We start from the raw sequence: 20,372 nt of genomic DNA, 5'->3' as shown, positions 1-20,372 counted from the left end.
ACTGCCTTGGCAAGGTGGGCATGCGGGGCGTCGTGGCCTGGGCGGCGGCGAGCGGGATCGCCGACATCTCGGACGTGGAGCCGGCTGCGCAACGCAGGGCCGTGGCTGCAGCAGTTGATTGGGTATCTTTTGAAGCGCGAGGAGGTAGGCTTGGCCAAGGGCCGGCTGATCCGCATCCTCGATGCGACATCGGTTGCCAAGGCCGGTGTGCATGAGAAGAAGAACAATGGCCTTTGGCGTATGCACTGCGCCTTCGATCTTGAGCGCGAGCAGTTCGATTTCCTCGAGATCACCGACCAGAGCGAGGCCGAGCTGATCGACCGCGTGCCGGTGGTGGCGGGCGAGATCCGCATCGGCGACCGCGCCTATCTGCAGGCCGAGCGGATCGCAAAGGTCATGGCGCAAGGCGGCGACGTTGTCGTGCGTGCGGCGTGGAAGAATGTGCGATGGCTCGATGCCAGCGGTAAGCCATTCGATCTCATCGGCCACCTGAAGAGCTGCCGCGAGGAGGTCATCGAAACGCCTGTCTGGCTGGGCCTCAAGAAGAAGGGCGAGCCCCTGAAGATGCGCCTGATCGCCTTGCGCAAATCCGAGGCCGCGACACAAGAAGCGCGGCGCAAAATCAACAAGGAAGCCAAGGCCAAGGGCAAGCAGGTTCAACCGGAGACGCTGATTGCTGCCGGCTTTGTTATCCTTGTGACCTCGCTTGACCAGGAGGAGTTTCCCTCCGGCACAGTTCTCAAGCTCTATCGCATGCGCTGGCGCATCGAGCTCGCCTTCAAGCGTCTGAAGAGCCTGATCGGACTGCGCGCGCCTCCCGCCAAAGACCCAAGGATCGCAAAGCCTTGGATTCTTGCCCACTTCCTCATCGCGCTTGTGACCGAACCCCTCTCGCAGGAGTTGGGTGTCTCTCCCCCTTGAGCGACGGACGCCCGCTGCTGTGGCGCGCTACCCGCCAGATCGTCGCCTCTCTGATCGCAGCGATCTTTGCTCAACCTCCCTTGGCAACCCTGCGCCAAAATCTCCATGCCTTGCGACATCGATGGCGTGAACCACCACGAAAGCGCAAATTTCAGTCCATGCCGAAGCTATCTTAGCGCATATGCCGTTTACGGGGAGAGGATGCCGGCGGGCAGGTGAGGGCAGCGCCGAGATCGGCACGTTGTGTGTTACCGCTGGCCCGAATATCGACACCTAACCCGCGATCTTCCCGTCCAACTCGTCCTCGATATGCGCGCGGATGATGTCGTCGAAGCTGGTTTCGGCGGCAAAGCCAAGCTCCCTCGACCGCCGCGCCTCGAACCGTGTCGGCCAGCCCTTGACGATCGCCCAGATCGTATCGTCGGGCTCCTCGCGGATTAGGTTCACCGCCTTGGCGCCGGCCATGCGTTCCAGGGCCTCGATCTGCTCGCCGACCGTGACGGCGACGCCGGGCATCGTCAGATTGCGGCGCGGCCCGACGGCGTCGCCGTCGATCGCTGCTGCGTGGATCAGAAAATTCACCGCCGAGCGCGGGCTGGCGTGGGTGTGTACGACAGAGCGCGGCACCGGCAATATTGCTTCCTGGCCGTTCAACGGCTCGCGGATGATGCCGGAGAAAAAGCCTGAAGCCGCCTTGTTGGGCTTGCCCGGCCTGACGCAGATGGTCGGCAGCCTGATGCCGATGCCATCGAAGAAGCCGCGCCGCGTATAATCGGCGAGCAATGCTTCGCCCATCAGCTTCTGCGTGCCGTAGGAGGTTAACGGCGTCGGGTGGAATTCGTCTGATATAATGTCCGGAAACGGTGCGCCGAACACGGCGATCGACGACGTGAAGACGACGCGCGGCGCAAACCCCGCCAGTCTTATGGCATCGAACAGCGCCCTTGTGCCGTCGAGATTGACGCGATAGCCGAGATCGAAATTGGCCTCCGCCTCGCCCGACACGACGCCGGCGAGATGAAAGATCACGTCTGGGCGCGACGCGACCAGCCGTTCCATCGCGCTCGCCGCGGCGAGATCGCCTGTATGGATGGCGACGTCGACGCCATCCAGTGTCGGCGCCTGCGGCGGCACGATGTCGTGAAGGTCGAGCGCGGCGACCTTCCGGCCGCTGAGCGTTCCATCCTTCGCCAGCCGGGCGATGAGCTTGCGGCCGACCATGCCTGCCGCGCCGGTAATCAAAACACGCATATCAATGATCCTTTTTGCGCTGGCTGCGGCCACGCAGCCAAAACACGACGAAAATGGCCACCATGAAGACAGCGGCAATAATAGCGGCAAGAATGGTCGACACGCGGCCGACCGCCAGCATCACGGTTGGCAAATAGTAGGCGGCGATGCCGAACAGCAGCAGCACCCACAGTGCGCCGATCGCCGCATTGCGCGTGTCGCGATCCATCACGCGGCCCTGACACGGCGGGGATTCATCAACTTCGTTACCAATGCCATGGAACTCCTGGGATCAGTGATGGTGGCGATGATGCGGAGCCGCATCATGCGCATGGTCGTGCTCGCCATCGTGCTTATCATCGGCGCAATGGCCGAATTCCGGTTCTACCGTGGCGTGGGCAATGCCATGCGCGGCAAGCCGCTTCTTGATGGCGCTGACCGCTTTGTGGGCATCGACGCCATCGTTGAGGCAAGCATGCAAGGTCGCCATGTTGCTTGACCCGTCAAGCGACCAGACATGCATGTGATGCACCTCGCGCACGCCGTTCACCGTCCCTTCTATGTCCCTGGCAATCAGGTCGCGATCGAGGCTCGCCGGCACGCCTTCGAGCAGGACATGGGCCGCTTCACGCATTAGCGACCAGGCTGTGGACAGGATCAGCAGCGAGACAAGGACCGACAGGATCGGATCGATAGGCGTCCAGCCGGTCGCCAGGATGATCAGCGCAGCCATGATCGCCGCGGCCGAGCCAAGCAGATCGCCGAGCACGTGCAGGATGGCGCCGCGCATGTTCAGGCTGTCGCGGTCGCCGCCATGCAGCACGAAGAAGCAGCCGATATTGACCAGCAGGCCGGCGATCGCAACGACCAGCATCGGCCCGCCGAGCACGGGCGCAGGCGTCAGCAGGCGTTCCCAGGCCTCATAGATGATCCAGAGCGCAATGGCGAAGATGGCGATGCCGTTGGTATAGGCGACCAGCGTCTTGACCCGGCCGAAACCGTAGGTGAGGCGAACCGTGGCCGGCCGGCCGGCCAGATGAAAAGCATACCAGGCAAGCCCGAGCGCGATACAGTCGGCGAGCATGTGGCCGGCATCTGCCAGCAGCGCCAGCGATCCCGTCAAGAGACCGCCAAGCGCTTCCACGACCATGAAGCCGGCGGTCAGGCAGGCGGCGATCAGCACGCGTTTCTTGTCGGTCGAGCCGTGCACATGACCGGCGCCGTGGCTGCGGTCATGCCCTTGCGAACCATGGTCGTGGGTATGCGCCACCTGCGAACTCCTGTCAGAACTGATCCATCCCGGCAGAATCCGGACGGAGGCTCTGTGTTCTTGTTTGACCATGATCTTTGCCCGAAAACCGGCTTCCACTTTTCGGGATCATGGTCCTTCTGGTTTGACCACGATCTTGCCCGAAAACTCGCCTTCACTTTTCGGGATCGTGGTCCTGGGTCATGGTCAGGCGCCGAACTCGGCGCGGAAATCCTCGAGCCGTCGCTTCTGCCGGCCGTCGCCGTCGAAATTGCCCGGATCGAGCCATGCCTCATAGGCTCTACGCAGTGCCGGCCACTCCTTGTCGATGATCGAGTACCACGCGGTATCGCGGTTTTCGCCCTTGACCACAAGATGCTGCCGGAAAATGCCCTCGAACTTGAAGCCGAAACGCTCCGCCGCGCGCTTCGACGGCTCGTTGCGGTTGTTGCATTTCCATTCGTAGCGGCGATAGCCAAGCTCGAAGATGTATTTCATGAACAGGAATTGCGCTTCCGTCGCCGCCGGCTTGCGCGAGATCAGCGGACCCCAATAGATGTTGCCGATCTCGATAACGCCATAGGCAGGGTCGATGCGCATCAGCGTCTGGCGTCCGGCGACCTTGCCGCTGGCCTTGTCGATGACGGTGAAGAACAGCGGGTCCTCGCTGGCTTCGGCCTTGTCCAGCCACGGCTGGAAGGCGGCGCGGGTCTGCGGCGGATAATCGGGCAGCCAAGCGAAGCGGCCGTCGACATCAGGCACCGACGACGCCTCGAAAAGGCCGTCGCCATGCTTTTCGGAGCTCAGCGGCTCAAGCCTGACAGTGCGCCCCTCCAGCACCTTGCGTTCCGGCCACGGGCGCGGTTGCCAATTCTTGAGATTTTCCGACACCCAAAGCTCCAATCCGTTTGACTTTTGCGAAAGGACGCTCACAAAAACGCTCGCTCGGTGAAAGAACCACAGGGACGGGAAAAATGCTCCACACGATTTCGGCCTTCGATCGTCTCGGCGAGGAAAACGCCTTTGCGGTGCTGGCTCGTGCCACCGCGCTCGCCCATCAGGGCCGCGATATCGTCAATCTCGGCATCGGCCAGCCCGACTTCAAGACGCCGCAGCACATCGTCGAAGCCGCAATCAAGGCGCTGCGTGACGGCCACCACGGCTATACGCCGGCCAACGGCCTGCTGGCGACACGCGAAGCGGTGGTGCGCCGCACGCTGACCACAACCGGCGTCGAGGTGTCGCCCGAGGCGGTGATGATCCTGCCCGGCGGCAAGCCGACCATGTTCGCCGCTATCCTGATGTTCGGCGAACCGGGCGCCGAGATCCTCTATCCCGATCCCGGCTTTCCCATCTATCGCTCGATGATCGAGTTCACCGGTGCTGCTCCGATACCGGTGCCGATGCGCGAGGAGAACGGCTTTGCCTTCTCGGCGCAGGAGACGCTGGCGCTGATCACGCCGAAGACCAGGCTGCTCATCCTCAACTCGCCGGCCAACCCGACCGGCGGGGTCACCCCGCGCGCCGAGATCGAGAAGCTGGTCAAGGGGCTGGAAGCGCACCCGGACGTCGCCATCCTCTCCGACGAGATCTACGACGTGATGACCTATGACGGCGAGACGCACTTCTCGCTGCTCAATTTCCCCGAAATCCGCGACCGACTGATCGTGCTCAACGGCTGGTCGAAGACCTGGGCGATGACCGGCTGGCGCATGGGCTGGTCGATCTGGCCGAACGGCGACAAGGGCGCCCACCTCTACGACAAGGTGCGCAAGCTGGCGGTCAATTGCTGGTCCTGCGTCAATGCGCCGAGCCAGTATGCCGGCATCGCGGCCATCGACGGTCCGCAGGACGACGTCGACAAGATGATGCGCGCCTTCGACCGCCGCAGGAACGTCGTGGTCGAAGGCTTGAACGCCTTACCAGGCGTTTCCTGCATCACGCCGAAAGGTGCTTTCTATGCCTTCCCTAATGTCTCAAAAACTGGTTGGAAGGCCAAGAAACTCGCCTCGGCTTTGCTTGAGGATGCCGGCGTGGCGCTGATCGGCGGACCTGATTTCGGCGTTCTCGGTGAAGGCTATATCAGGCTGTCCTACGCCAATTCCGAAGAGAACATCCTGCGCGCGCTGGAACGGATCAAGGCGTTTCTGGGCAAGTGAGGGCGGGTACGCGACCGACGAAAGGAGATGTCAGATGTTCTATGCCATCCTTGCCTATCACGTGGAAGAAGTGATCACGGCGCTGACGCCGGAGGAGGACGCGGCGCTGATGGCCGACCTGCTCAATATCCACGAACGGCTTTACCGGGATGGCAGCCTCGGCCCGGCGGCGCGGCTCGGGGCGACCCAAGACGCGTGCACCTTGCGCGGGCCGGGCGCCGGAATGGTCATTGACGGACCCTTCGCCGAGACCAAGGAGCAATTGTTGGGACTATACGTCGTCGACTGCGCCACGCGCGACGCCGCGATCGCGATTGCGCGCGACTTTCGCCGTGTCAATCCGACGGCCGTCTACGAAATCCGCCCTATTTCGCTATATCTTCCGGGCGTGCCGCTTTCGGTGACGCAGTCCTAAAGCGCATCGCGTTTGAAGGATGCGACGCGCTTTAGTTCTTGTTTTATGCATGTCGTTATCGCAAAACCGCTGCGCACTTTTGCGCGACATGCATTAGCCAAAATTGAACGCCGTCCGGCCGGGTCCCCCCGGCGTTCGCCAGCCTTTCATCGTGCCAGTGGCACGATGAATTCGCTTACGCGAACCGGCCGCTCACCCTCGCCCGACATACGGCATCTTCGTCGCCATCACGGTCATGAACAGCACGTTGGCGTCGAGCGGCAGGCTGGCCATATGGAGGACGGCATTGGCGACCTGCTGGACATCCATCACCGCTTCGGCGGCGATGGAGCCATTGGCTTGCGGTACTCCGACCGTCATCGCCTGCGCCATGTCGGTCAAGGCGTTGCCGATGTCGATCTGGCCGCAGGCGATGTCATAAGGCCGGCCGTCCAGCGCCAGCGTCTTGGTCAGCCCGGTAATGGCGTGCTTGGTCGCGGTGTAGGGCACTGAACCCGGACGCGGTGCGTAGGCAGACACCGAGCCGTTGTTGATGATGCGGCCGCCCATCGGCTGCTGCCTGCGCATGGCGCCGAAGGCGGCGCGGGCGCACAGGAACGAGCCGGTGAGATTGACCCCGACAATTTCGTTCCACACCTCGACGGGGATCTCGTCGATCAATGTCGACTTGTAGCTCGTGCCGGCATTGTTGAAGAGCAGGTCGACACGACCGAAAGCCGCCGCCACCGTCTCGAACAGATCGTCGACCTGGTCGGCCTTGCTGATGTCGCAGGCGACCGCCAGCGCCTTGGCTTGTGTCGATCCGGCATCAGCGATTGCCTTGTTCAGCACCGGCTTGCGGCGTCCGCAGAACACCGTATTCCAGCCGGCCCTGAGCAGCGCCGTGGCGACGGCTTTGCCGATGCCCGTGCCGGCGCCAGTGACGATGGCTGTTTTGTATTCTGTCATAACTGTCCTCCTATAGCGCCGCATGCCCGCAAGGACGCTATAGCACCATGACTTTGAGCGATTTTGAATTTGCGCATGATCGCTTCCAAAAATCGATTCCGATTTCGGCTCATGCGCTAACCGGCTGCGACAAAAAGGGCGGCCATTGGCGGCCGCCCTGATCTGAACCGGCTGGGAGGAGGAAAGCCGATCCGACTGCTTAAAATCATGCGCTTCCTGGGTAAACGAGACATTAACGCGAAAGGACGCCGGATTCCCGCTCTCCGCGGCCCTGAAGTCTACCAGCGCGAATTGGCGGTTGCCTTGCCCGATCCCGGCACCTCTGGCGCCGGCACTTTTGCCGCCGACACCGTCGCCTCGACATGGTCGAGCAGTGCATCGGGCAAGCTGAGGCGGCCGGCGAGCAGATCGAGATAGCCGCGTTCGGCACGTGTATTCGGATCGATGGCGAGGCGCGAGGCGGTGTAGAGCTCGAGCTTCTGGGCGTCGGTTTGGGCGCCGGCGACCAACGTATCCAGGTCGAGCGGTCTTTCCAGTTCCGACAACAGGAATTTCTCCGCGTCGGAGTCGATGCCCGCGAGACTGAGCTTGCCGGCGATCTTTTGCCGTTCGTCGTCATCGATATGGCCGTCGGCCTTCGCCGCCGAAATCATCGCGCGCACCAGCGTCAGCGTGAATTCGTCCTCGCCTTGCGGCGCTTGCGAGGGATGAAAGCTGGTGTCGGCGGGCGGCGGCAGCAATTCCGGTTCACCGGCAACTTGCGTTTCAGCCGGCGCCTTGCCGTTCTTGTAGTTCTGGTAGGCCTTGTAGGCGAGGCCGCCGACGACGGCCAGGCCGCCGAGCTTCACCGCCGTGCCGGCGACCTGACGGCCAGCGCCGGTTCCGAGCAGCACCGCGGCCAGCGCGCCAGCGGCCAGCGGATTGTCCTTGGCCATTTGCACCGCCTGGCCCCCTCTGTCGCGCACGGTCGATCCGGTTCCGGGAATTTGCGAGCCGAGCAGATCGTTGAGGAGCTTCTTGGGATCGAACATCAATGCCTCCAGAATTGGCCGGCCGAAAGCGCCGGGCAGGTTTTCGGACGTTGAACAGGTAGGCCCCGCATATGGACATTACAATGACGGATGGGCGCTTTGCCGGTGATGGCACAAACGAGATGATCTCAGGATCCGCCTTGTTCAACGCGTTGGACCGAAGATCGGAATCGATTTTCGAAAAGCACGATTTATGGATTCAAAGTGTTAGAGCGCACTTTGTGCGTCCAAGCCGACGCACGTCGCTTTAACGTCCAATGTGCGGAGCCCTGCCTTGCACTTGCGCCAGCTCGACCTGGCGTTGACGCTCGGCGTAGCGGGCGCGATCCTCGCGGGAACGGGCATCGTAGCAATGCGGGCATGAGATGCCGGCGGCGTATTTCGACGACAGCAGGTCCTGCCCGGTCAGCGGATGCCGGCAGGCGCGGCAAAGTTCGGCCTCACCCTCGACCAAGCCGTGCGACACCGAGACGCGTTCGTCGAAGACGAAGCACTCGCCCTGCCAGAGGCTTTGCTCGGCGGGCACCTCTTCGAGATATTTCAGGATACCGCCCTTGAGATGGAACACATCCTCGAAGCCGAGCGACTTCACATAGGCCGTTGCCTTCTCGCAGCGTATGCCGCCGGTGCAGAACATGGCCACCCTCCGGCCGACGAGTTCGGCCCGATGCTGCTCGACCCAGGCCGGGAATTCGCGAAAGCTCGTTGTCGCGGGATCGACCGCTCCCTTGAACGTGCCGATCGATACCTCGTAGGCGTTGCGCGTGTCGATGACGATCGTTTCCACATCCGAGATCAGCGCGTTCCAGTCGGCCGGTGCGACGTAGGTGCCGGCGCTTGCCGCCGGATCGAGATCCCCAACACCCATGGTGACGATCTCGCGCTTCAGCCGCACCTTCATGCGGTGAAACGGCATCTGCGCGGCGCTGCTGTACTTGACCTCGAGACCGGCGAGACCTTCGATGGATTCGAGATGATCGATGAGCGCGGCAATGTCAGCTTCGCTGCCGGCGACCGTGCCGTTGATGCCCTCATGCGCCAGCAGCAGCGTGCCCTTGATACCGCGTCCGCAGCAAAAGGCGGCGAGCGGCGCGCGCAACGCCTCGAAGTCGTCGAGCCGGGCAAACCTGTAGAGCGCGGCAACGCGCAGGGCTTGATTGGGCAGTGTCATCGCCGAAGCCACTAAACGCTCATGAAAGCCAATTCAAGGCCGGCGCGCGGAGCAGCCTCTCCTTGGCGGCCTTGACGGCCGGTCTGACGGACTTGCCGGCAGCGCGTGACATCGCGACACGCTTCGCTTCGTGGACAGAAAACCGGCCTTCTGCTAACCGATTGAACGGATCAATACCGGAGAGAGACAAATGCCCAGCAAGACCGAAAAGCTCCTGTCGCTCCTCAACGGCCAACCGGTTATCCCGGTGCTGAAGATCGCCAATCTCGCTGATGCCGTGCCGCTGGCGCGCGCGCTGGCGCGCGGCGGCCTGCCGGCGATCGAGATCACGCTGCGGACCGCTGATGCGCTGGAGGCGATCCGGCTCGTGGCAAGCGAGATCGAGGACGCCATCGTCGGCGCCGGCACCATTCTGGAGGCCCGCCAGTTCGACGAGGCGGCGGCAGCCGGATCGAAGTTCATCGTCAGCCCCGGCATCACCCGCGAGCTTCTGGCGGCGGCGAAGGACAGCGACGTTCCGTTGCTGCCCGGCGCCATCACGCCCGGTGAGATCATGGCCGCCCGCGAGGCAGGCCTGCGCTTCCTGAAATTCTTCCCGGCAGAACAGTCGGGCGGCATTGCCTCGCTCAAGGCATTCGCCTCGCCGCTCGCCGATGTCCAATTCTGCCCGACCGGCGGCATCACCGACAAGAACGCCAGCGACTATCTGAGCCTGCCCAACGTCATCTGCGTCGGCGGCTCCTGGGTGGCGCCGGACGATTTGGTCAAGGCCGGCAAATGGGACGAAATCGAAGCCCTGGCGCGCGCCGCGAGCAAGCTCGGGCGATAGAGACAACTCTCACCCCAAGCAGACCAATGCATGCCGCGCAAAAGCATGCCCTCGGGCCTGACCCGAGGGCGTGCAGCGGTTTTGCGATAACGACATCCATAAAAAAGCCGCGCGGGTTACCGGCGCGGCTTTTTTATTGGTTGGTCGATCCGCTACTCGGTCCTGAAGCGGGCGACCGACAGGAACTTGACGGCATTGCCGGTGAACCGGTTGGCGTCGGCCAACTGATCGTCCGCCTGGAAGCCCACGGTATAGACTTCGGTTGGGGGCGTGTGCACGATATTGTAGGCGTAGCGCTGCGCCGTCGTCGCGCTGGAGACGGTGGCGACATTCTCGCCGCTGTTCAACGCCCAGCGCGCCGCCGTCGGCTCGGCGGCGACTACCACGGACTTGGGACCAGGCTTCAGGTCACGGGCGGTTGCCCTGGCTGCCTTGCGGGTGGTCTTCACACCCGTGCCGATCGCCGCGGCCGGATCGGAGCCAGCCGGGCGGGCAAAGACAGCCTCACGCGGCGATGCGGCATTGCCCTTCGCCAGCTCACCGAGGACCGCGCTTGGCTGGGAGAGCGAAGCGACCTGGTATTCGTCGGTTGCGCTGACCCGTTCAAGGACGGCTTTGACCGCGTCAGACTGGACTGCGGCAGACTGGACCTGGTCAGGCTGGGCCAATTCGGGCTGGGCCAGATCGGGCCGAGCCGACGGCAGCACCGAGAACACATCGGTAGCGGTCTTGCCGTGCCCGGCGGTATCCGCCAGCGCCAGAAGCACAGCCTTGTCCTGCGGCGCAAGGTCGGCCGCTGCAAGGTCGGCCGGCAACGAGTGATTGGGGCGCCAGCTCGGCAACGGAATGTTGTTGGCGGCAACCTGCGCCACATCGGCGACAACGGACGGTTCGGCCATGCCGAAGGGAGCGTTCGCCGGCGCTTGCGCGGTCGTCACCGCCTGTTCGGCGGTGGCGGTGGCATCCGCCACGCCGAACGGAACGTTTTCGGGCGGCTGAGCGACATCGGCCTTCGGACGCGGGGCGAAATCGGGCAGCGGCACGCTACGCGCCGGCAGCGCCGCGATGATCGTTTCCGGCGTGTCCTCCTCCGGTTCCGGAGCAGGCGCATCGGCGATTTGCGGAATCTCGGCGCGCTTCGCATCCTCAGGCGATACGATGGCAATGCCCGGAAGCTTGCTGTTCCTGGCGGCCGGCGCCGGCTTGGCGTTCGCCAGCTTCACGCTCGCCGGCTTCACATTTGTTGACTTCGGCGTTGGCGCGGCCACCACATCGGCGCTGTCATCGGCCTCGTCTTCACCGCCGCCGAATAAAGCCGCCAGCAGACCGCCGGATCTTTTGGCACCTCCACCTGCGCTGGCCATTTCGATGGCGGGAGCGCCGGCGCCCTTGCGCGCCTTGTACGAGGCGAGCGCCTGTGAATAGCCGGGCAGCGGCTTGCCGTCGCTCGGCACATGCAGCGTCTTGCCGTTGGGGAACACGCGCGCCAGTTCCTGGCGGCTGATGCCAGGCCAGTGCCGCACATTGCCGACATCCATGTGGACAAAGGGCGAGCCGGACCTCGGATAATAACCGACGCCACCGCCCTGCATCCGCAGACCGATGTCGCGCAGTTTCTTCAGCGGCACGCCGGGAATGTAGAAGTCCATGGCCTTGCCGAGCGTATGCTGGCTTTTCTTGGCAACGCCCCTGCTGCGGCTGCGCAGCATCGAGTTCGTCGACGACGAGCGATAACCGCACACGACCTGGATGTAGTCGCGGGCGCCGCTCTGCCGGTAAGCCTCCCAGACCAGGTCGAGCAGGCGCGGATCCATCTTGGTCGGCTCGTTGCGGCGCCAGTCGCGCAGGATGACGTTGATCTTTTTCAGACCCGCCTGATCGTAGCGGCCGCCGCGCTTGAAGACGATCTCCGCCTTCTCTTTGGTGTGCAGGTTGTAGAGTTTCAGCGAACGTGTCTGGGCGCTGGCGCCGGTCGCAGCCGCTGTAAGGAAGCCAAAGGCGAGAATCACCGCTGCCAGCCATCTCGGCCAGGCGCTCATGTGATAGTGCCGCCCGTTTGTGTGTCGTTCGACTTTGTTCAAATCAAAAGGCCTTGCAGGCTGCCGTTTGTCCCCGGATTTGACCAACGGATGCGGTGGTGTTCACATCCGAATATCGATCCTAATGGTTAATCATCGCTTATTGAAGCCGAAATGCGGTAACACCGTGGCGATATCCCGTCAAAAATATTGCACGGGGTTTCTTGGTAAACTGCTGGTTTAGATCATGTTTTGGGCTTTGCCTGAACACGATCTGTTACCAGACGCCTCAATGCGTGAACACTGCCGGCAAGCGCGTCGCCCGACCGCGTCACGCCCGATTCGACGACTGTCGATTGTCCTGATGCCGGGCTGGCAAGCTGGTCCGGGCTGCCTTTGTCAGCCAGAGTTGCCTTGTCAAGAAGCAAGGCGGTCGATACGGCCCGTATCCGGATCGATGCCATATTCCTTGAGCTTCCTGTAGAGCGTCGAGCGGCCGATGCCGAGGCGGCGGGCAACTTCGCTCATCTGGCCGCTATAATGGTCGATGGCGAGCTTGATCATTTCGAGTTCGACTTCGGCCAGCGCCCGCACATTGCCGCGTTCGTCCAGCGCCCGCAGCGTGCCGAAGCGAGGCTGCGGCCTGGCTGGCGGATCGAGCTCGGCTACAGCGATGCCGTTATCCTCGCCAAGCGGCTCGGTGACCAAAGGCAACGCGGGCAACGCGCCATGCGCATCGAGGTTGACGGTGCCCTCGACCTGCGCCCGGATCTGCGGAAACTCCTCTTCCGTCAGCAGATCGCCTTCGCAAAGCACCGAGGCCCGGAAGACGGCGTTTTCCAGCTGGCGGATGTTTCCCGGCCAGTCGTAGGCCTGCAGCATGGCGAGCGCCGCAGCCGAAATGCCGTGCAGGCGATGACGTGGACCGGTGGGCGCAACCTTGTCCAGAAAATGCTCGACCAAATATGGAATGTCGTCGCGACGGTCGCGCAGCGGCGGCACGAAGATCGGATAGACGTTCAGGCGGTAGAACAGATCCTCGCGGAACTTGCCGTCCTTGACCTGCTGCAGAAGATTGCGGTGTGTCGCCGAGATCAGCCTGATGTCGACCCTGACGGTCGAACGCCCGCCGACCGGATCGACCTCACCGTCCTGCACGGCGCGCAGCAGCTTGACCTGCACGTCGAGCGGCAGGTCGCCGATCTCGTCGAGGAAGAGCGTGCCCGAATGCGCCTCGACGAACTTGCCGGTGTGTTTTTCGGTGGCGCCGGTGAACGAGCCCTTCTCGTGGCCGAACAGGATCGATTCGACCAGATTGTCGGGGATGGCGCCGCAATTGACGGTAACGAACGGTTTGGAGCGGCGATCGCCGCTGCCCTGGATGGCGCGCGCCACCAGCTCCTTGCCTACCCCGGATTCGCCTTCGATAAGGATCGGGATGTTGGACGCGGCCGCCTTCTGGCCGAGACGGATCACCCGGTCCATCGCCGGGCTGTGCGTGATCATGTCCTTGAAGGTCAGATGGCCGCCGCGCCGCCGCGACGTGCGCTTCACTTCCCCCTCGACCGCCTCGACTTTGAGCGCGTTGCCGATCGATGCCTGCAGCCTGTCGGGAGATGCCGGCTTGACGACGAAATCGAAAGCACCGTGACGCATGGCCGAAACGACGGTTTCGATGCCACCCTGGGCGGTTTGCACGATGACCGGAACCTGGATGCCGCGCTCACGCATCGCCTTCAGCACGCCGATGCCGTCGAGGCCCGGCATGACGAGGTCGAGGATGACCACCGACACGTCGCGCGCCTTGGGCCCGTCGAGCGCATCGAGACCGGCCTCGCCGCCATCCGTGATGATCGCGCTGTGGCCGAATTTCGTCACCGCCGCCTCGAGCAGCCTGCGCTGCACGGGATCGTCATCGACTATGAGTATGGAACCTGTCATGACTGGTTCAACGATGCTCGCCCAATATGCCCACCCCACTGTGCCCACCCAATGGGGAACCCTATGGATCATCCTGGCACAGGGTTCTAAATAAGATTTCAAAAAACCCGGTGAACGAATTGCTTAGGATTTGACCGGCTTTCTCATCCCATTGATTCTTTGGCCCTTTGACAAACTGGAAAGTGTCGGCAATGAGCATGGTTTTTGGTCGGCAGCTTGCGGCGGCGGCGTCCGGTCAGGGCGCGGCGGAGCTCGGTGATCTGCCGGAATGGGATCTCGCCGATCTCTATTCGGGCATGGGCGCCCCCGAGCTGAAACGCGACATTTCAAAGGCGATCGCCGATGCCATCAGCTTCGAGAGCCGCTGGAAAGGCACGCTCGCCGCCGAGGCGGAGCGTGCCGACAGCGGCAGGCTGGGCGAGGCGCTTGCCGCCTATGAGGCGCTGGAGGAACTGATTGGCCGGATCGTCTCCTATGCCGGACTGATCTATGCCGGCAACACCGCGGATCCGCAGCGCGCCAAGCTCTATGGCGACATTCAGGAGAAGATGACCGACGCCAGCGCGCATCTTCTGTTTTTCGCGCTCGAACTGAATCTTGTCGACGATGCCGCGATCGAAACCGCGCTTGCTGCCGATCCTGCCTTCGCTCACTACCGGCCGTGGGTGCTTGATCTGCGCATGGACAAACCCTACCAGCTCGAAGACCGGGTCGAGCAGCTTCTCCACGAGAAGTCGATTACCGGACGCGGCGCCTGGAACCGCTTGTTCGACGAGACGATGACCGATCTGCGCTTCGACATCGATGGCGAAGAGCTGACCCTGGAGCCGGCGCTGAACCGCCTCCAGCACGCCGATGGCGAGGTGCGCCGCCGGGCTTCTGAAGCGCTGGCCGCAACCTTCCGCAAGAATCTGCGCACGTTCACGCTGATCACCAACACGCTGGCCAAGGACAAGGAGATTTCCGACCGCTGGCGCGGCTTCGCCGACATTGCCGATTCGCGTCATCTCGCCAACCGCGTCGAGCGCAGCGTGGTGGATGCCCTGGCCTCAGCCGTTCGTGACGCTTACCCGCGCCTGTCACACCGCTACTACGCGATGAAGGCGCGCTGGCTCGGCATGGAAGTGATGAACCACTGGGACCGCAACGCGCCGTTGCCGGAAACCCCGCAAGCGATCATCGGCTGGGACGAGGCCAAGAACACGGTGCTTTCCGCCTATCAGCGCTTTTCACCTGATATGGCGGAGATTGCCCGGGTTTTCTTCGACCGCAACTGGATCGACGCGCCGGTAAGGCCTGGCAAGTCGCCGGGCGCCTTCGCGCATCCGACCGTGCCGTCGGCGCATCCCTATGTCCTGCTCAACTACATGGGCAAGCCGCGCGACGTGATGACGCTGGCGCATGAGCTTGGCCACGGCGTGCATCAGGTGCTCGCCGCAAGCCAGGGCGCGCTGATGGCCTCGACGCCGCTGACACTGGCCGAGACGGCGTCCGTCTTCGGCGAGATGCTGACGTTCCGCTCGCTGCTGGACCAGACCACCGACAAGCGCGAGCGCAAGGCCATGCTTGCCCAGAAGGTCGAGGACATGATCAACACGGTCGTGCGCCAGATCGCTTTCTACGAGTTCGAGCGCAAGGTGCATGCCGAGCGCAAAAACGGCGAGTTGACATCGGACAGACTCGGCCAGTTCTGGCTGGAGGTGCAGGCGGAAAGCCTCGGGCCGGCGATCAAGCTGCGCGAGGGTTACGAGGTCTTCTGGAGCTATATTCCACACTTCATCCATTCGCCTTTCTACGTCTACGCCTATGCGTTCGGCGACTGCCTGGTGAATTCGCTCTATGCGGTCTATCAGAATGCAGAGCGTGGCTTTCAGGACAAATATTTTGCCATGCTGCGCGCCGGCGGCACCAAGCATCATTCCGAGCTCCTGGCTCCCTTCGGTCTTGATGCCACCGATCCTGCTTTCTGGCAGATCGGCCTTGGCGTGATCGGCGAGCTGATCGACGAGCTCGAAGCTTTGGACAATTGACGCACAGCGCTGAACATCCAGGTTCGACAGAACAGATTAGCCGCAATGCATATTGAAGGCCATTCTATTCTTTCCCTAAATATCTGTTCTTAAATAACTCCATGGAATTTTTCCGTTAGCTTTCCGGAAGGTGTATGATAGCGTCCCGCCTCAAGCTCAGTCGGGCGCGGCCAAATCTTCGGCCGGTCACGGCGCTTCGACGATTGCGACAGCGCCGTTGGCCATGGCAGGAAAGCCGGTCGCCGACAGCGCGATTTAAGCCGGCTGTTCCACGAGCAGCGGAGCCACCATTGAATGGTCCTTGTGCCAAGGTCCCAGGCCACGGCAGATGGATCGGACTGGAGAGAGACAATGGGCACTTTTTTCTACATGCTCCTGGCGTTCCTGGTAGGTGTGTTGGCTGGCTGGTTCATCTGGGGACGCCCGCGTGGCGATCTCGACAGCCTGCGCGGTGACATGGGCCGCACCCGCAGCGAGCGCGACAGGCTTCGCGCCGACGCCGACCGCCTGACCCGTGAGCTGGAAGTATGCCGCGGCGCCCGCGCCGACCTGGAGCGCCAGTTGGGCGAGGCGCAAGGCACCAAGGCCGGTGCGACAAAGGCAGCAATCCCGGCACCGCCGGCATTGATGGCGACATCCGCGCCGGCCAACACGACGCCCGCCAAGGCGACGCCGGCCAAGACCGGGCCGGCTAGGTCCGGGCCAGCAAAGACCACGTCCAAGAAACCGGCGGCCGGGAAGGCGGCAGCCGCGCCGAAGGCCAGTGCATCGAAAGCGAGTCCGTCGCAGGCAAGTGCGCCAAAACCTCCCGCATCGAAAACCAGTGCTGCACCAAAGAGCGCTGCGCCAGCGGCACAGAAAGCCGCGACAACAAAGGCGGCGGTGGGCAAAGCCAGCAATCTGCGTCGCCTGATCGGCATCGGCCCGGCCAACGAGCGACTGCTCCACGGGCTAGGAGTGACGACCTACGCGCAAATCGCCGCCTGGACGGCCGCCGACGTCAAGCGGATCGAGGAGACGTTGAACTTCGACGGCCGCATCGAGCGTGAGCGCTGGATCGAGCAGGCGAAACTGCTTGCCGCCGGCGATGAGGAGGAATTCGCGCGCCGCTTCCCGACCGCGGGGACCGGGAGCAACACCTGAATTGCCTGCCGGAATCGAGCACATAAGAGACCGGCGACGCCCGCGAGGTGCCGCCGGTTTGCTTTTTGCACCAAGCTGCGTTTGCGTCTTGAGACGCCGGTCTCTCGATTGCGCGCGATCGAGCCGCCATATAAAGCGATAGCTGGCGTCATCGATCGCAGCATCAGAGTCCCATGCCCCTGCCCTCTGCAATTTTTCGAAATGACGAGCGCGCTCATCAGCTCGTCTTCGACCAGCCGGCCGACATCATCGTGGCGCATGAGGCAGAGGATTTCCTGCCGGCGCTGGACATTGCGCAGGCCGCGCATGACGCCGGCAAATGGCTGGCCGGCTATTTCTCCTACGAGGCCGGCTACCTGCTCGAGCCGAAGCTCGTTCCGCTGCTGCCGGGCGGACGCCGCGCCCCGTTTGTCTGCCTGGGGATCTTCGACGCGCCTGTCGAACAGCCGGTCGTGCCGTCGACCAACGGCCCGATCTTCGACGCCCCGATCTTCAACGCCAAGGCCGCCTGGACTTCGGAAGACTACGCAAAACGCTTTGCCCGGCTCCACAATCACATTCGCAAGGGTGATTGCTATCAGGGCAATCTGACCTTTCCGGTTCATGCGCAATGGTCGGGCGATCCGCTGGCCGCCTTCGATGCGCTGACGGAGCGCCAACCGGTGAAATACGGCGCGCTGATCGCGCTCGGCGATCCGGTCGTCTTGTCGCGTTCGCCGGAACTGTTCTTCGAGATCGACGCCGCAGGCATGATCGAGACGCATCCGATGAAGGGCACCGCCCCGCGCGGCGCGACCAAGGCGGAGGACAAGCGGCTGAAGACGTTCTTGCTCAATGACGAGAAGAACCAGGCTGAGAACCGGATGATCGTCGATCTCCTGCGCAACGACATTTCGCTGATCAGCGAAGTCGGCACGCTGGAGGTGCCGGAGCTTTTCCGCATCGAGAGCTACCCGACCGTCCACCAGATGGTGAGCCGCGTGCGGGCCAAGCTGTTGCCCGACCTCACCATCCGCCGGATATTCGCTGCGCTGTTTCCATGCGGATCGATCACCGGCGCCCCGAAAATCCGCGCCATGGAAATCCTGCACGATCTGGAAGCCACGCCGCGCGACGTCTATTGCGGCGCGATCGGCTGGATCGCGCCCGGCGGCACGATGCGCTTTTCGGTGGCGATCCGCACCATATCGCTCTTTTCCGGCGGCGAGGCCGTCTACAATGTCGGCGGCGGCGTCGTCTTCGATTCGACGGCCGAGGAGGAGTATCAGGAGTGCCTGCTGAAAGCGCGCTACGCGACGGGAACACCGCCGATTTCGAGCTGATCGAAACCATGCGCTGGCAGCCGGGCCAGGGCTTCCTCCGTTTCGACCGCCATTTGGCACGCCTTTATGGCTCGGCGGCCGAACTGGGTTTTGCCTGCGATCCGCAGAAGGTCGGCGAGATGCTCAGGAACGCCGTCGACCGGCCCGACATAGCCTTGCGCACACGCCTGGTCCTGTCGCGCAGCGGCAAGGTGACGGTCTCGGCGCTGCCTTATGAGCCGCACGCAGCCGACAAGGTCTGGAGGCTGCAGCTGGCGCGGGTGCGGCTTGATTCAAGCGACACGCTGCTGCGCCACAAGACGAGCCGCCGGGATATCTATCAGCGGGCGCGGGCCGAATATCTGATCAGCCGGGCTGACGAGGTTCTCTTGGCCAACGAGCGCGGCGAAATCTGTGAGGGCACGATCACCAATCTCTTCGCCGATTTCGGTGACGGAGCGCTGGCAACACCGCGGCTCGATTGCGGCTTGCTGCCTGGCATGTTGCGCGGCGAATTGCTGGACGAAGGCCGCGCCCGCGAAGCAATCTACAGCCTGGATGATCTGAAGTCGGCCAAAGCGCTGTTCGTCGGCAATTCACTGCGCGGACTGATCCCGGCACGGCTTGGCTGAAATGCAATCGGTGCCGGACGATGCGCCCATTGCTGGGTCTCGAGCATGGTTCCCTTGCGAGTTGGAGAAGATGCGTCCGGCCCGAGAAGGAATGGGCCGGACGCGCGGCAGCCGCTTGGGAGGAGCGACTATTCGCCTTCGTGGGTTTGACCGGAGCCGCCGACGGAAACGATGTTGAAGGGCTTGCCTTCGATGGCAATGTCGCCGGTTTTCTCGAACGACGCCGCGTCAACGAGATGCAGCACACCTTGCAGTGGGTCAGTGACCACGATCTTGTCGCCGGCGACCGCGACACGCGGCCTCGGATCGCTCCAGTGACCGTCCATCGAATAGGGGTCGGTCAGCTTGAGCGAGTTTGCGATCTCCCCCTTCACGACGTCGAGCTGGTGAAGCTGGCCGTCCTCGGTGAAGACGTAGGCGAACTTGGCACGAACGGGGTCGACCGCGAAATGCACGCGGCGCGTCGGAAGGTTGATCAGCCGGAATGCGTCGCTCTCGATCGTCGGATCGATCAGCACCACCTTGTCGGCGCCGTAGTTGCCGAGGAAATATTGCAGGCCTCTGCCGCCGATCAGCGTCGTCGTTTTGCCATCAGGCAGGCTGTCGGCATAGGGCAGATGACGGATCGCCGGGCTGCCGTCGCCATGGCTGACGACAAGCAGGCCGGTCGCGCAGGCGAAAGCCAGGATATTGCCGGAAGACGCCTCGCCGTGGAGGTCTGGGCAGGCGTGGCTGCCGCCGATCGGCGCGCCGGCCTTGTCAGCGACCCTGATGCCGACCGGAAGCTCGTCCGGCTTTTCCCGGTTCGGCTCCGACAGCAGGACATGGGAGCCGAAGGCGACTGCGACGCCGTGCTGCGGCGCGTCCGTCTTCACTTCCCTGAAATCCGGCTTGCCTTCCAGGGCCGACTTCTCGGAGATGATGCGGGCGACACCCTCGCCGTCGAAAAAAACGGCGAAGTCGCCGTCATGCTCGACGAAATGCGACGGCTTCTTGCCCGTGATCTCGACGCCGGCAAGTTTTGGCGCTTCGACGTCGATGTCGCCGTGCTCGCCGTGGTCCTCGAAGGAAATGCCGCTCGCGATCCCGGCAACGACGCCGGCCGAGCCCTGCACGGCAAACACGGTCCTGCCGCTTTCGCTGCGATGGAGCGACGCCGGCCCTTTGATCTCGAACGTGTCGAGCTTTTCGCCATCGACCGCATCGATTACGGTCACCTTCGGGTCCGCGTGGTCCGAGATGAAGAGGCGCCATGCGGTCACCTCCTCGGCGTGGGCAGCACTTGTTGATAGGGACACAAGCAGCGCGATGGCCGTGGCTGACGCCCAATTTGTCCTCACGGTATTCTCCTTGA

Annotated in this window: 18 protein-coding genes; 8 read left to right on the top strand and 10 right to left on the bottom strand. The window is 63.2% G+C overall.

Annotated elements, in window-relative coordinates:
- Window positions 1-150: 150 nt before the first annotated feature.
- Window positions 151-921: a transposase gene (locus tag AC0L2M_RS22330; RefSeq protein WP_287286474.1), complete on the top strand. Its 771-nt coding sequence runs from the start codon at window positions 151-153 to the stop codon at window positions 919-921.
- 273 nt (window positions 922-1,194) lie between these two features.
- Here AC0L2M_RS22330 and denD read toward each other — a convergent pair whose 3' ends face one another.
- The 4 genes from denD to AC0L2M_RS22310 all read right to left on the bottom strand — a co-directional run bounded on the left by denD (window position 1,195) and on the right by AC0L2M_RS22310 (window position 4,291).
- On the bottom strand, window positions 1,195-2,172 hold the full coding sequence (denD, locus tag AC0L2M_RS22325; RefSeq protein WP_473535911.1) for a D-erythronate dehydrogenase: 978 nt from the start codon (window positions 2,170-2,172) through the stop codon (window positions 1,195-1,197).
- A 1-nt stretch (window position 2,173) separates the two neighbouring features.
- Complete coding sequence (locus AC0L2M_RS22320; protein WP_027153224.1) at window positions 2,174-2,380, bottom strand: hypothetical protein; 207 nt, start codon at window positions 2,378-2,380, stop codon at window positions 2,174-2,176.
- A gap of 63 nt (window positions 2,381-2,443) precedes the next feature.
- Complete coding sequence (locus AC0L2M_RS22315) at window positions 2,444-3,421, bottom strand: cation diffusion facilitator family transporter (protein ID WP_473535910.1); 978 nt, start codon at window positions 3,419-3,421, stop codon at window positions 2,444-2,446.
- 186 nt (window positions 3,422-3,607) lie between these two features.
- Window positions 3,608-4,291, bottom strand: a complete 684-nt coding sequence (locus tag AC0L2M_RS22310; RefSeq protein WP_473535909.1) for a GNAT family N-acetyltransferase — start codon at window positions 4,289-4,291, stop codon at window positions 3,608-3,610.
- Window positions 4,292-4,374: 83 nt separating this feature from the next.
- On the opposite strand from AC0L2M_RS22310, the gene AC0L2M_RS22305 reads away from it, so the two are divergent.
- Both AC0L2M_RS22305 and AC0L2M_RS22300 read left to right on the top strand, forming a co-directional pair.
- The gene (locus tag AC0L2M_RS22305) at window positions 4,375-5,559 is read left to right on the top strand and encodes a pyridoxal phosphate-dependent aminotransferase (protein WP_287074593.1); all 1,185 of its coding nucleotides are present in this window, start codon (window positions 4,375-4,377) and stop codon (window positions 5,557-5,559) included.
- 34 nt (window positions 5,560-5,593) lie between these two features.
- The gene (locus tag AC0L2M_RS22300; protein WP_023798044.1) at window positions 5,594-5,974 is read left to right on the top strand and encodes a YciI family protein; all 381 of its coding nucleotides are present in this window, start codon (window positions 5,594-5,596) and stop codon (window positions 5,972-5,974) included.
- Window positions 5,975-6,166: 192 nt separating this feature from the next.
- On the opposite strand, the gene AC0L2M_RS22295 is transcribed toward AC0L2M_RS22300, so the two are convergent.
- The 3 genes from AC0L2M_RS22295 to trhO form a co-directional block, all read right to left on the bottom strand.
- Window positions 6,167-6,922 (bottom strand): SDR family oxidoreductase, encoded by a 756-nt coding sequence (locus AC0L2M_RS22295; protein ID WP_473535908.1) that lies wholly within the window; start codon window positions 6,920-6,922, stop codon window positions 6,167-6,169.
- Between the two features lie 278 nt (window positions 6,923-7,200).
- Entirely contained in the window at window positions 7,201-7,953 is a 753-nt protein-coding gene (locus AC0L2M_RS22290) for a tellurite resistance TerB family protein (protein ID WP_287240494.1), read from the bottom strand.
- 247 nt (window positions 7,954-8,200) lie between these two features.
- Window positions 8,201-9,124: an oxygen-dependent tRNA uridine(34) hydroxylase TrhO gene (trhO, locus tag AC0L2M_RS22285; protein ID WP_287240496.1), complete on the bottom strand. Its 924-nt coding sequence runs from the start codon at window positions 9,122-9,124 to the stop codon at window positions 8,201-8,203.
- A gap of 190 nt (window positions 9,125-9,314) precedes the next feature.
- Here trhO and AC0L2M_RS22280 point away from each other — a divergent pair, with 190 nt between their 5' ends.
- Entirely contained in the window at window positions 9,315-9,953 is a 639-nt protein-coding gene (locus AC0L2M_RS22280; RefSeq protein ID WP_287240497.1) for a 2-dehydro-3-deoxy-phosphogluconate aldolase, read from the top strand.
- Window positions 9,954-10,105: 152 nt separating this feature from the next.
- Here AC0L2M_RS22280 and mepK read toward each other — a convergent pair whose 3' ends face one another.
- The gene (mepK, locus tag AC0L2M_RS22275; protein ID WP_128168882.1) at window positions 10,106-11,992 is read right to left on the bottom strand and encodes a peptidoglycan L,D-endopeptidase MepK; all 1,887 of its coding nucleotides are present in this window, start codon (window positions 11,990-11,992) and stop codon (window positions 10,106-10,108) included.
- 396 nt (window positions 11,993-12,388) lie between these two features.
- Window positions 12,389-13,912 (bottom strand): sigma-54-dependent transcriptional regulator, encoded by a 1,524-nt coding sequence (locus tag AC0L2M_RS22270; RefSeq protein ID WP_287253738.1) that lies wholly within the window; start codon window positions 13,910-13,912, stop codon window positions 12,389-12,391.
- 191 nt (window positions 13,913-14,103) lie between these two features.
- On the opposite strand from AC0L2M_RS22270, the gene AC0L2M_RS22265 reads away from it, so the two are divergent.
- The 4 genes from AC0L2M_RS22265 to AC0L2M_RS22250 all read left to right on the top strand — a co-directional run bounded on the left by AC0L2M_RS22265 (window position 14,104) and on the right by AC0L2M_RS22250 (window position 19,018).
- Entirely contained in the window at window positions 14,104-15,942 is a 1,839-nt protein-coding gene (locus AC0L2M_RS22265; RefSeq protein ID WP_287227811.1) for a M3 family oligoendopeptidase, read from the top strand.
- Between the two features lie 351 nt (window positions 15,943-16,293).
- On the top strand, window positions 16,294-17,085 hold the full coding sequence (locus tag AC0L2M_RS22260; RefSeq protein WP_473535907.1) for a proton-conducting membrane transporter: 792 nt from the start codon (window positions 16,294-16,296) through the stop codon (window positions 17,083-17,085).
- A 173-nt stretch (window positions 17,086-17,258) separates the two neighbouring features.
- Window positions 17,259-18,407, top strand: coding sequence for an aminodeoxychorismate synthase component I (locus tag AC0L2M_RS22255; RefSeq protein WP_473535906.1), 1,149 nt, complete (start codon window positions 17,259-17,261; stop codon window positions 18,405-18,407).
- Window positions 18,356-19,018, top strand: a complete 663-nt coding sequence (locus tag AC0L2M_RS22250) for an aminotransferase class IV family protein (protein ID WP_473535905.1) — start codon at window positions 18,356-18,358, stop codon at window positions 19,016-19,018. Before AC0L2M_RS22255 ends, AC0L2M_RS22250 begins: the two co-directional genes overlap by 52 nt.
- A gap of 128 nt (window positions 19,019-19,146) precedes the next feature.
- Here the strand turns inward: AC0L2M_RS22250 and aztD are convergent, their stop codons facing one another.
- Window positions 19,147-20,358, bottom strand: coding sequence for a zinc metallochaperone AztD (gene aztD, locus AC0L2M_RS22245; protein ID WP_287259387.1), 1,212 nt, complete (start codon window positions 20,356-20,358; stop codon window positions 19,147-19,149).
- Window positions 20,359-20,372 lie beyond the last annotated feature (14 nt).

This window comes from Mesorhizobium sp. WSM4806 (genome assembly GCF_055811635.1).
The sequence above is the reverse complement of the archived record's forward strand: the minus strand, read 5'-3'. Positions and strand labels throughout refer to the sequence as shown.

What these genes read in the sequence shown, in the direction of transcription:
- mepK (WP_128168882.1), bottom strand. Translation starts at nt 11,992, where the DNA reads ATGAGCGCCTGGCCGAGATGGCTGGCAGCGGTGATTCTCGCCTTTGGC.
- AC0L2M_RS22255 (WP_473535906.1), top strand. Translation starts at nt 17,259, where the DNA reads ATGCCCCTGCCCTCTGCAATTTTTCGAAATGACGAGCGCGCTCATCAG.
- AC0L2M_RS22295 (WP_473535908.1), bottom strand. Translation starts at nt 6,922, where the DNA reads ATGACAGAATACAAAACAGCCATCGTCACTGGCGCCGGCACGGGCATC.
- denD (WP_473535911.1), bottom strand. Translation starts at nt 2,172, where the DNA reads ATGCGTGTTTTGATTACCGGCGCGGCAGGCATGGTCGGCCGCAAGCTC.
- AC0L2M_RS22265 (WP_287227811.1), top strand. Translation starts at nt 14,104, where the DNA reads ATGAGCATGGTTTTTGGTCGGCAGCTTGCGGCGGCGGCGTCCGGTCAG.
- AC0L2M_RS22260 (WP_473535907.1), top strand. Translation starts at nt 16,294, where the DNA reads ATGGGCACTTTTTTCTACATGCTCCTGGCGTTCCTGGTAGGTGTGTTG.
- trhO (WP_287240496.1), bottom strand. Translation starts at nt 9,124, where the DNA reads ATGACACTGCCCAATCAAGCCCTGCGCGTTGCCGCGCTCTACAGGTTT.
- AC0L2M_RS22300 (WP_023798044.1), top strand. Translation starts at nt 5,594, where the DNA reads ATGTTCTATGCCATCCTTGCCTATCACGTGGAAGAAGTGATCACGGCG.
- AC0L2M_RS22280 (WP_287240497.1), top strand. Translation starts at nt 9,315, where the DNA reads ATGCCCAGCAAGACCGAAAAGCTCCTGTCGCTCCTCAACGGCCAACCG.
- AC0L2M_RS22305 (WP_287074593.1), top strand. Translation starts at nt 4,375, where the DNA reads ATGCTCCACACGATTTCGGCCTTCGATCGTCTCGGCGAGGAAAACGCC.
- AC0L2M_RS22320 (WP_027153224.1), bottom strand. Translation starts at nt 2,380, where the DNA reads ATGGATCGCGACACGCGCAATGCGGCGATCGGCGCACTGTGGGTGCTG.
- AC0L2M_RS22290 (WP_287240494.1), bottom strand. Translation starts at nt 7,953, where the DNA reads ATGTTCGATCCCAAGAAGCTCCTCAACGATCTGCTCGGCTCGCAAATT.
- AC0L2M_RS22270 (WP_287253738.1), bottom strand. Translation starts at nt 13,912, where the DNA reads ATGACAGGTTCCATACTCATAGTCGATGACGATCCCGTGCAGCGCAGG.